Source organism: Georgenia sp. G2120 (genome assembly GCF_055326485.1).
In genome coordinates this window covers 20641-27378 of sequence record NZ_JBUZNL010000023.1, presented here as the reverse complement: position 1 = coordinate 27378, position 6738 = coordinate 20641, and the positions used below count along the sequence as shown (strand labels likewise).

The window sequence follows — 6738 nt, the reverse complement described above, 5'->3', positions numbered from 1 at the left end:
GGCCTGCGGGCCCGCTTGTCGGCCCTGCGCTGCGCGTTCCGGCACGAGTACGCCCACCGGTAGGCGCCACCACGACCGGCGGGATTGGCCTGCCGGCGTCCCGCCGGGGAACGCGTCCCGGGTGTGTCCAGGTGAGCGCCCCGGTAGGAGTTATTGCGAGTGACCTCGCGCCACACCGTGGTCCGGTGACGACCGATCCGCTCAGCGATCTGCGGGAACGTCAATCGCTGACCGAACAGCGCCTCGATCTTCGCCCGCTCCTCAAGTGTCAATCTCTTCCCAGCCATCCGTACACCCTCCCAAGGCGCACGTTGCAACAACCGATTGAAACCGCCCAGTCTCGACGTGCACGAACCGCAGTCTCGACGTGCACGAACCGCACTCTCGACACGGCATGTGCACCAACCGCAGTTTCGACGTGCACGAACCGCAGTCTCGACGTGCACCAACCGCAATCTCGACGAGCCAATGCGCTGCTCAGATGCGGCCGATGTCCTCGCGCTTCTCCGCCTGGAACGCGTCCTCGATACGGCCGTGCGCCCAGTAGGCCGAGATCGAGAGCTGGTCCTTCGCGAGCCCGCGGTCGTCGGTGAAGTACGGGCGCAGCGACTTCATCGCGCCGCGCTCGCCGTGGGCGAAGACCTGGACGCGTCCGTCGCGCCAGGGCGTCTCGCGCACCGCGTCGTAGAGCAGGGGAGTCGTGCCGGGCTCGGCGCCGTCCCGGTGCAGCCACCGGACCTCGACCCCGTCCGGGGCGTCGATCTCCTGGTGGTCGGCCGCGGAGTCGACCTCGAGGTGGGCGACGCCCACGGCGTCGCGCGGCATCGCCTCGAGGGCGGCGGCCACCGCCGGGAGCGCGGAGTCGTCGCCGGCGAGCAGGTGCCAGTCGGCGCCGGGGTCCGGTGCGTAGCCGCCGCCGATCCCGCCGAGGACGACCGCGTCCCCGGGGCGAGCCGCCATGGCCCACGGCCCGGCCACGCCGCGGTCCCCGTGCACGACGAAGTCGATCCAGATCCGGCCGTTCTCGAGGTCGAACCGCCGGATCGAGTAGGTGCGCCGCGTGGGCATGAGCTCGGTCGGGAGCTCCTCGCGCAGCGCCTCCATGTCGTACGGCGGCGTGAGGTCGGTGTCCGGGTGCGGGAACAGCATCTTCGTGTAGGCGTCCGTCTTCCCCGAGTCCTCGACCGCGGAGATCCCGGGCCCGCCGGCGACGATCCGCACCATGTGCGGCGTGAGCTGGATCCGCTCGAGCACCTCGAGGACGATCTGGGGACGCGGGGGTCGGCGGGGGCGCTCGGCGGGGGCGGTCATGCACACCTTTCGGGTCGGGGCCCGCCGGGGCGCGGGACGCGCGCGGCAGGGCAACTTAGGTCAGCCTAACTGCGGCCCGGACGGGCGTCACGTGAGTCTCTGGTCACGGGCGGATAGCCTCCTCGTATGAGCAGCTCGCCCGACGTCCGGGACCACCCGACGCCGATCCTCACCCCCGAGGAGATCTCGCACCTCCTCGTCGAGGCCAACGCCGAGCTCGGTGCGCGCAGCGGTCGCATCGGCGGGGCGATCGGCGGCAGCCTCTCCGGGGCCCCCGGCGCCCTCGGCGGGGGCGCCGGGGGTGCCTCCGGTGGCCGCATCGGAGGCAGGTTCGGCGCGAAGCGGTTCACCAAGGTCTACGGCTCGCAGCGCGTCGTCCCGATCCCGCCGACGCCGGAGCGAGAGGCGGCCCTGGCCGCCGTGCTGCACACCGTCCTGCGCCAGGATCGCCAGGCCCTCATCGGGCTCATGGGCTCGGGCTCGATGAACATGAACACGGCGGTCGTCCAGGTCCAGTGGCACCCGAACCAGGCGGTCATCACAGCCCACGGGCTCGAGGGGATCATCAAGCAGCGGACGTCGGGCAAGGCGATCGACCGGCTCGAGGCAGCCATGCGCGAGACCGCTGCCTAGCGGGCGCAGGCGTCCACCCGCGTCTCGCCACCCTCGGCCGGGCCCGCGATTCACCACCACCGGAAAGGACGGCTCGACATGCAGACGGTCGGGATCGGGATGGTCAGCGCGGGATTCGTGGCCGACCTGCACGTCGAGGCGTTCCGCCGGGTCGCGGGCCACGACGTACGGGTCGTCGCGGTGGCCGCGCCGCCCACGCGGCGCGCGGCGTTCGCGGAGCGGCACGGGATCGACGCGGTCTACGAGGACCTCGACGAGCTGCTGGCCGACGACGCCGTGGACGTCGTCGACATCTGCACACCGCCGTCGCTGCACGTCGAGATGGCGATCGCGGTGCTCGAGGCGGGCAAGCACGTCATCTGCGAGAAGCCGCTGACCGGGTTCTTCGACGTGCCGGCCGAGGGGGCGGACGGGGTGGATCGTCGTCGGATGGTCGAGTCGGTGACGGCCGAGATGGACCGGCAGCGGGAGGTCGTGGCCCGGGGCGACCGGGTCTTCGGGCACGCGGAGAACTACGTCTACGCGCCGTCGATCCAGAAGAGCCGTGAGGTGCTCGAGCGCTCCGGGTCGCGCATCACGATGATGCTCGGCGAGGAGTCCCACAACGGCTCGCACTCCGAGTACGCGCGCCACTGGCGCCACTCGGGCGGCGGGGCACTGATCCGGCAGGGCTGCCACCCGCTGTCGGCGATGCTCTACCTCAAGCAGGTCGAGGCCCGGGCGGCGGGTCGCAGCGTGGCCGTCGAGTCGGTCCTCGCGGACACGACGGCGATCACCCCCACGCTCCCGGACGGGCGGCGGCGCTTCCTGCACGCCCGGCCCGCCGACGTCGAGGACGTCGCGAACGTCGTCCTCGCCTTCGACGACGGCACCCGAGGCGTGGTGACGGCGAGCGACGTGATCGTCGGCGGGGTCCGCAACACGGTCCAGGTCTTCACCACGGACAGCGTCCACCTGTGCCAGATCAGCCAGAACGACTCGATGCGGCTCTTCCACGCGGACCCGGCCTCGGTGGAGGACGTGTACGTCACCGAGAAGCTCGACCACAAGGCCGGCTGGCAGTACGTGCTGCTCGACGAGCTGCTGGCCCGCGGCTACGTCGGCGAGATGCAGGACTTCGTCGACTGCGTCGTCCACGGTGGGACTCCGCAGGCGGACATCGAGCTCGCGTACTCCTCGATGCAGGCGATCTACGCCGCGTACGAGTCGGCCGCCACGGACCGGCGGGTGCGGCTGTAGCGACCGGGTCGGTCAGTCGGCCCGGTCCTTGCGCACCTGCCGGATCTTCTCGTCCCGCCGGGCGTTGCGCTCGTCGACCCAGGCGGGGGACACCGACCCCAGCTGCTTCGGGATCCGCTCGGCGTCGACCTCGGGCAGGAGCCTGCGCGGTGGGTCGGTGAGCGCGCTCCCGCCGTGCGCCAGTCCGGGGAACGGGTCCCGGCCGCCGAGGTAGCTCGCGATCGTGTTGACGGCGGCGATCGCGGGGACCGCGAAGAGGGCGCCGACGATGCCCATGATGTACGAGCCCGTCGCCACGCCGAGGAGGACGACGATCGGGTGGACGTCGACGGCCCGGCCCATGAGGACCGGCTGGAGGAAGTTCGACTCGAGCTGCTGGACGCCCACGACGATGACGAGCATGATGATCGCCGCCGTCAGGCCCTGGGAGCCCAGGGCGACGAGCACGAACAGCGCGCCGGAGACGAACGCACCGACGACCGGGATGAAGCACAGCACGAAGGTCAGCACGGTGAGGGGGATGACGAACGGGACCCCGAGGATCGCCGCACCGATGCCGATACCGACCGCGTCGACGGCGGCGACGAGCGCCTGCGTCTTCGTGTACGTCCCGATGGTCACCCAGCCGCGGCGCGCCGCCTCGTAGGCCCGCTCGTGCCACTGGCGGGGCAGGCGCATGATCGCCCACGTGCCGAGGCGGTCGCCCTCGGCGAGGAAGAAGAACGTGGCGACGAGGCAGAGCACGGCCCCGACGACGACACCCGCCGCGCCGGTCCCGATGCCGACGGCCGACGTGGCGATTTGGGAGGAGTTCTCCTGCAGCCAGGTGCCCGCCTGGTCCATGGCCGACTGCACCTGGGCGGCGTCGACGGGCAGGGGCGAGCTGGCGATCGCGTTGACGATGTCCTGCACCTGCAGGGACGCGAGCTCCCCGACCTCACCGATCCCCTCGGAGATCTGGGTTCCGACGAGCGCGCCGACCCCGGTGAGGAAGGCGAGGGTGATGAGGATCGTCAGTGCCGCGGCGGCCAGGCGCGGCAGGCGCAGCCGGTGGTTGAGCAGCACCTGGAGCGGCATGAGCAGCCCCGTGAGCAGGATCGCCACCGCGGTCGGGATGAGGATCGAGCTGAGCAGCGCGCCGGCCTGGTTGATCGTCTGGACGGCCAGGCCGACCAGGACGATGGTCACCGAGGCGAGGATGACCACCCGGGTGCGTGGGTATCCGGCGAGAAAACCGGCACGGCCCGACGTCGAACCACCCGCGTCCGTGCCCTCCGGCACTGTTCCGGCGGCGGTCACCGCGTGGGCGGCCGAGGTGCGGGTGTCGGCGTCGTGCGGGGTCGATCCTCGGGAGAGGGCCGTGCGGCCGGCCTCGCGCCTGACGCTCCTGCGCGATCGCCTGCGGGGTACGCCCACCTCACGCGTCCGAGACGGCGGCGGCGAGCAGGTTGAGGGACTCCTCGAGGCTCTCGGCGGGGATCGCGGGGAAGACCGACGCGAGCTTCGGGTCCTCCACCTTCGACCAGTCGTACGTGAGGGTGACCTCGGTCGAGTCCGAGCCCTGGGACTTCAGCTCGTACAGCCACTCCCAGCCCCCGGGGCCGTCGGCGTCGGGGCTGTTCGGCTGCCAGCCGACCATGACGTTCTCGGCGTACGCCGTGACGTGGTTGCGCATCTGGTAGTCGCCGCCCTGCGACTCGGCGTGCATGTTCATGACGAACGTGTCGCCCACCTGCTGGATCCGGTCGGCGTAGTCGTCGGACCGGACCATCCCCGAGCCGTCGAACTCGGAGTGACGGGAGGGGAGGGTGAGGACGTCGAAGATGGCCTTCGCCGGGGCGTCGATCGTGCGGGAGACGGACAGGGACGTCTGCTCGGTGCTCATCCCTCCACTCTGCCCCCTCCGGCGTCGGCGCGCATGGTGGATCGGCGCGTCGGCCGGAGACGTGTGAGCGGGGCGACACGGACGGTCCGGCGGGGCCCGGGTCCGGGGCCGGAAGGGGGCGGGCCCCGACCGAGCTGCCTCGGCCGGGGCCCGAACCTGACTCCCTGGGGTGGCTAACGGGGCTTGAACCCGCGACCTCCTCGACCACAACGAGGCGCTCTACCAACTGAGCTATAGCCACCATGCGCCACCGACCGGCGGTAGCGACGCACCATGCTATCCGAGGCCCGAGGGCGTCGGCGCCGTGTGTGCGGTGCGCTCGCTCACGTCCGCGGGGGGTGGCGCGACGTCCCCGAGAGGTCGCGCAGAAAAAAGGTCACGCCCTGTCCGGGTGGGTCCGTAGCGTCCCGGTCATGGATACCAGCGGTACGCGAACCACCGACACCCAGACCGACACCCGCGCCGACGAGACCGTCCGTCCCTTCACCCTCGCCGTCCCCCAGGACACGATCGAGGACCTCCACCGTCGCCTGGCGGACACGCGCTGGCCGGACGAGAACCCGGAGGCCGGCTGGTCCGACGGTCTCCCGCTCGCTTTTGCGAAGGACCTCGCGACCTACTGGCGGGAGACCTTCGACTGGCGGGCGCAGGAGGACCGCCTCAACGCCGTCCCGCAGTTCACGACCGCGATCGACGGCCACGACGTCCACTTCGTCCACGTCCGTTCGCCCCGCCCCGACGCGAAGCCGCTCCTGCTCGTGCACGGCTGGCCGAGCGGACCGACGGACTTCCTGTCGATGATCCCGCTGCTCACCGAGCCCGCGGACGGCGGCCAGGCCTTCGACGTCGTCGCCCCGACGATCCCCGGCTTCGGTGTCTCGGGCCCCGTCGTCGGGTGGACGCTCACCCGGGTGGCCGACGCGTTCGCCACGCTCATGGACCGGCTCGGCTACGAGCGCTACCTGGCCCACGGCTACGACACGGGCGCCGGGGTCGTCCGCGACCTTGGGCTGCGCCACCCCGAGCACGTCGCCGGCATCCACTCCACCGGCCCGCTCGGCGGCGAGGAGCTGACCGAGGAGACCGCGGACATGTCGGTGCCCGCGGAGGCGGCCGCCGTGGCCGACGGGTACCGGTACATGTACGACATCGGCGCCTACGCGATGCTGCAGTCGACCCGGCCGCAGTCGATCTCCTACGCGCTGACGGACTCGCCGGTCGCGCAGATGTCGTGGATCGTCGAGCGGTTCAAGGACTGGTCGTCCGCCGAGGGCGACCCGGACCAGGTGCTCGACCGCGACGAGATGCTCACCGTGGTCTCGATCTACTGGTTCTTCCGGACCGCCGGCTCCTCCGCCCGGTACTACAAGTACGGGCTGCCCGACTGGGCGGAGCCGCTGCAGCCCTCGACCGTGCCGACGGCGATCCTCGTCATGCCGGACGACATCGGCCGGCCCGTGCGCCGGCTCGTCGAGCAGGTCGACCGGGTCGTGAGCTGGACCGAGGCCGAGCGGGGTGGGCACTTCGCGGCCTGGGAGCAGCCCGAGCTCGTCGCGGCCGACATCCGCGCCTCGATCGGGCACCTGGACTGAACCCGGCCGGCGGTGGGCCGTGGGGACGGTGCGCCACCGCCGGTGGGGGCGCCGGTCAGGGGTGGCGCTGGTCGGCGT

At 71.8% G+C, this 6738-nt stretch carries 7 protein-coding genes and 1 tRNA gene; 3 read left to right on the top strand and 5 right to left on the bottom strand.

Annotated features, from left to right (window positions below):
• Both ACZLMO_RS16435 and ACZLMO_RS16430 read right to left on the bottom strand, forming a co-directional pair.
• Window positions 1-287: helix-turn-helix domain-containing protein (locus ACZLMO_RS16435; RefSeq protein ID WP_463653327.1), on the bottom strand; the 287-nt coding region annotated here is incomplete at its 3' end.
• A gap of 190 nt (window positions 288-477) precedes the next feature.
• Window positions 478-1311, bottom strand: coding sequence for a siderophore-interacting protein (locus ACZLMO_RS16430; protein ID WP_463654354.1), 834 nt, complete (start codon window positions 1309-1311; stop codon window positions 478-480).
• Between the two features lie 126 nt (window positions 1312-1437).
• Between ACZLMO_RS16430 and ACZLMO_RS16425 the strand changes: the two genes are divergently transcribed.
• The gene (locus ACZLMO_RS16425) at window positions 1438-1944 is read left to right on the top strand and encodes a hypothetical protein (RefSeq protein ID WP_463654353.1); all 507 of its coding nucleotides are present in this window, start codon (window positions 1438-1440) and stop codon (window positions 1942-1944) included.
• A gap of 78 nt (window positions 1945-2022) precedes the next feature.
• Window positions 2023-3183 carry a Gfo/Idh/MocA family protein gene (locus ACZLMO_RS16420; protein WP_463654352.1) on the top strand — a complete coding sequence of 387 codons (1161 nt, stop codon included), beginning with the start codon at window positions 2023-2025 and terminating at the stop codon, window positions 3181-3183.
• A 12-nt stretch (window positions 3184-3195) separates the two neighbouring features.
• Here the strand turns inward: ACZLMO_RS16420 and ACZLMO_RS16415 are convergent, their stop codons facing one another.
• The 3 genes from ACZLMO_RS16415 to ACZLMO_RS16405 form a co-directional block, all read right to left on the bottom strand.
• On the bottom strand, window positions 3196-4371 hold the full coding sequence (locus ACZLMO_RS16415) for an AI-2E family transporter (protein WP_425714985.1): 1176 nt from the start codon (window positions 4369-4371) through the stop codon (window positions 3196-3198).
• Between the two features lie 229 nt (window positions 4372-4600).
• The gene (locus ACZLMO_RS16410; RefSeq protein WP_425714984.1) at window positions 4601-5068 is read right to left on the bottom strand and encodes an SRPBCC family protein; all 468 of its coding nucleotides are present in this window, start codon (window positions 5066-5068) and stop codon (window positions 4601-4603) included.
• A 165-nt stretch (window positions 5069-5233) separates the two neighbouring features.
• Window positions 5234-5309, bottom strand: a tRNA-His gene (locus ACZLMO_RS16405).
• Between the two features lie 172 nt (window positions 5310-5481).
• Between ACZLMO_RS16405 and ACZLMO_RS16400 the strand changes: the two genes are divergently transcribed.
• A complete protein-coding gene (locus ACZLMO_RS16400; protein WP_425714983.1) occupies window positions 5482-6660 on the top strand; it encodes an epoxide hydrolase family protein in 1179 nt (392 codons plus the stop codon).
• The last annotated feature ends 78 nt before the right edge of the window (window positions 6661-6738 follow it).